Below are 2872 nucleotides of genomic sequence, written 5' to 3'. Positions count from 1 at the left end.
CCGCGGCTGATGGCCTTGACCGGCAGGTAGCCGGCCGCCGGGGCCTGTACTGCTCGCGGCGTGGCAGCGGGTGCCGGGGCGGGCGCCTTGGCGGCCGGCGCCTTGGGGTGGGGGTCGAACAGGTCGAGCAGGGCAGGACCGGGGTGGTCCTGCTTGGTGGCGCGGGTGCCCGGTTTGGGTGCGGCCTGGGAGTCGAAGTCGCTGGCGCTGAGGAGGGAGGCTTTCTTGGCGGGCGGTTTGGGCAGGGGCATGGACTTCGAGGGCCTTAAGAAGTGAAAAAGCCGCACAGTCGCCTGTGCGGCTTGCTCGGATGCGGTGAATGACTCACGGGCATGAACCCATTATGCACACCGCATGCCTGACTTCAATCTCCGCTGTGTGACGCCTTGGTAACGGTAACGTCAGGTTCTCAGGCGGCCTTCTTCAGCGCCTTGACCGACTTCAGCACCTCGTCGACATGGCCGGCCACCTTGATGCCGCGCCACTCCTCGACCAGCACCCCGGCAGGATCGATCAGGAAGGTGCTGCGCTCGATGCCCTTGACCTTCTTGCCGTACATGATCTTGTTCTTGACCACGCCGAACATGTGGCAGAGCTTTTCCTCGGTGTCGGCGATCAGCTCGAACGGCAGCTCGAGGTTCTGCTTGAACTTGTCGTGCGAGGCCATGTTGTCGCGCGACACGCCGAACACCACTGCACCGGCCTTCACGAAGTCCTTGTGGCGGTCGCGGAACTGCATCGCTTCGGTGGTGCATCCGGGGGTGTTGTCCTTCGGGTAGAAGTACAGGATGACCGTCTGACCCAGATAGGCCTGGGGCGTGAACTTCACGCCACCGGTGGCCTGCGCTTCAAATTCCGGGAGGGCTTTATTGAGGGCGGGCGTCATGAAGGGTGCTGCTGAGGAGGCGCCTTGAGTAAGGCTAACTGTTGATTATAAAGGCGCTGTCAAGCGATACCGCCACCCCACACACTGCGGTTGCCGCGCCGCGCCGCGCCGCGCCGCGCCGCGGCGGTAGGTCGGACTCACGGCGGATCGATCAGCAGGGCGGCGATCACGCTGCGTCCCTCGGCCGCCAGCAGGTTGTAGGTGCGACAGGCGGCGGCGGTGTCCATGGTCTCGAAGCCGATGCGCCGATCGATCAGCGGGCGCAGCCATTCGGGGCGCGGGAAACGCAGCGCGTTGCCGCTGCCGAACAGCACAAGCTCTGGGCCGAGGACCGCGAGCGCCTCGAAATGCCGGGGGCCCAGCGTGTCGAAGCGGGCGTCCTGCCAGGACGTCACCTCGCCTTGCCAGGGCAGCACCACACTGTCGCGCCAGGTGCGCTCGCCGATCTGGACGCTGCTGCGTGTGTAGCCGCTGATCACGTTGGCGGCGGCGATGCGATCGGGCTGCAGTTTCATGGGGCGCGGGAGAGGGGCGGGGCAGGCTCGGAGGCGAGCGCTGTGGTCTAATTTTAGGCTCTGCGCGCAGCGCCGCCGCAGTCGTTCCATTGAGATCCAGGAGTTCTCGTGCCCAAGCCCATCGCCAAGTCCAGCAAGCTCGCCAACGTGTGCTATGACATCCGTGGTCCGGTGCTGGACAAGGCCCGCGCCATGGAAGAAGAGGGCCAGAAGATCATCAAGCTCAACATCGGCAATCTGGCGGTGTTCGGCTTCGATCCGCCCGACGAGATCGTGCAGGACATGATCCGCAATCTTTCCCAGACGGCGGGCTACACCGACAGCAAGGGCCTGTTCGCACCGCGCAAGGCGGTGGTGCATTACGCGCAGGAGAAGGCGATCTCCGGCGTGACGGTCGACGACGTCTATCTCGGCAACGGTGCGTCCGAGCTGATCGTGATGAGCCTCAACGCGCTGCTCGACAACGGCGACGAGGTGCTGGTGCCGGCACCCGATTACCCGCTGTGGACTGCGGCCGTGTCGCTGTCGGGCGGCAATCCGGTGCACTACCTGTGCGACGAGGCGAGCGACTGGTACCCGGACATCGACGACATCCGCCGAAAGATCACGCCGAACACACGCGCCATCGTCGTCATCAACCCGAACAACCCGACCGGCGCGCTGTACCCGGAGAATCTGCTGCGCGAGATCGTCGAACTGGCCCGGCAGCACCAGCTGATCATCTTTGCCGATGAGATCTACGACAAGACGCTGTACGACGGCAACACCCATACCAGCATCGCTTCGCTGGCCGACGACGTGCTGTGCGTGACGCTGAACGGCCTCAGCAAGAACTACCGAGCCTGCGGCTACCGCGCCGGCTGGATGGTGGTGTCGGGCGACAAGCGCTGCGCGAAGGACTACATCGAGGGGCTCAACATGCTCGCGTCGATGCGCCTGTGCGCCAACACACCGGGGCAGCTGGCCATCCAGACCGCGCTCGGCGGCTACCAGAGCATCAAGGACCTCGTGGCGCCGGGCGGCCGGCTGACGCGCCAGCGCGACATGGCCTACGAGCTGCTGAGCCAGATCCCCGGCGTGAGCGTGGTCAAGCCCAAGGCGGCGCTGTACATGTTCCCACGGCTCGACCCCAAGCTTTACCCGATCCAGGACGACCAGCAGTTCGCCTACGAACTGCTGGCCGAGGAGAAGGTGCTGATCGTGCAGGGCACGGGCTTCAACTGGCCGCAGCCCGATCATTTCCGCGTCGTGTTCCTGCCGAACTCCGACGACCTGAGCGACGCGATCGGCCGCATCGCCCGTTTCCTCGACCATTACCGCAAGCGCCACAGCGTCTGACACCGTGTCCGAATCGAAGATGAAACCGATCCAAGTGGGCCTGCTCGGCGCGGGCGTGGTGGCTGGCGGCGTGGTGCAGGTGCTGCAGCGCAACCGGGCCGAGATCCAGCGCCGCGCCGGCCGCGGCATCGAG

At 65.5% G+C, this 2872-nt stretch carries 3 protein-coding genes and 1 pseudogene; 1 reads left to right on the top strand and 3 read right to left on the bottom strand.

Features of this window, described 5'->3' with window-relative positions; all coding sequences use genetic code 11:
* The 3 genes and pseudogenes from x551_RS20650 to x551_RS20640 all read right to left on the bottom strand — a co-directional run.
* Positions 1-251 (bottom strand): annotated as a pseudogene (locus tag x551_RS20650) (PhoH family protein); the annotation flags it as partial.
* A 158-nt stretch (positions 252-409) separates the two neighbouring features.
* Entirely contained in the window at positions 410-886 is a 477-nt protein-coding gene (locus x551_RS20645) for a peroxiredoxin (RefSeq protein WP_011829137.1), read from the bottom strand.
* 137 nt (positions 887-1023) lie between these two features.
* Entirely contained in the window at positions 1024-1401 is a 378-nt protein-coding gene (locus x551_RS20640; protein WP_011829138.1) for an Mth938-like domain-containing protein, read from the bottom strand.
* Between the two features lie 108 nt (positions 1402-1509).
* Between x551_RS20640 and x551_RS20635 the strand changes: the two genes are divergently transcribed.
* Positions 1510-2739, top strand: coding sequence for a pyridoxal phosphate-dependent aminotransferase (locus tag x551_RS20635; RefSeq protein WP_036231701.1), 1230 nt, complete (start codon positions 1510-1512; stop codon positions 2737-2739).
* Positions 2740-2872 lie beyond the last annotated feature (133 nt).

This window comes from Methylibium sp. T29, assembly GCF_000576205.1.
Lineage (GTDB): Bacteria > Pseudomonadota > Gammaproteobacteria > Burkholderiales > Burkholderiaceae_C > Methylibium > Methylibium petroleiphilum.
The sequence above is the reverse complement of the archived record's forward strand: the minus strand, read 5'-3'. Positions and strand labels throughout refer to the sequence as shown.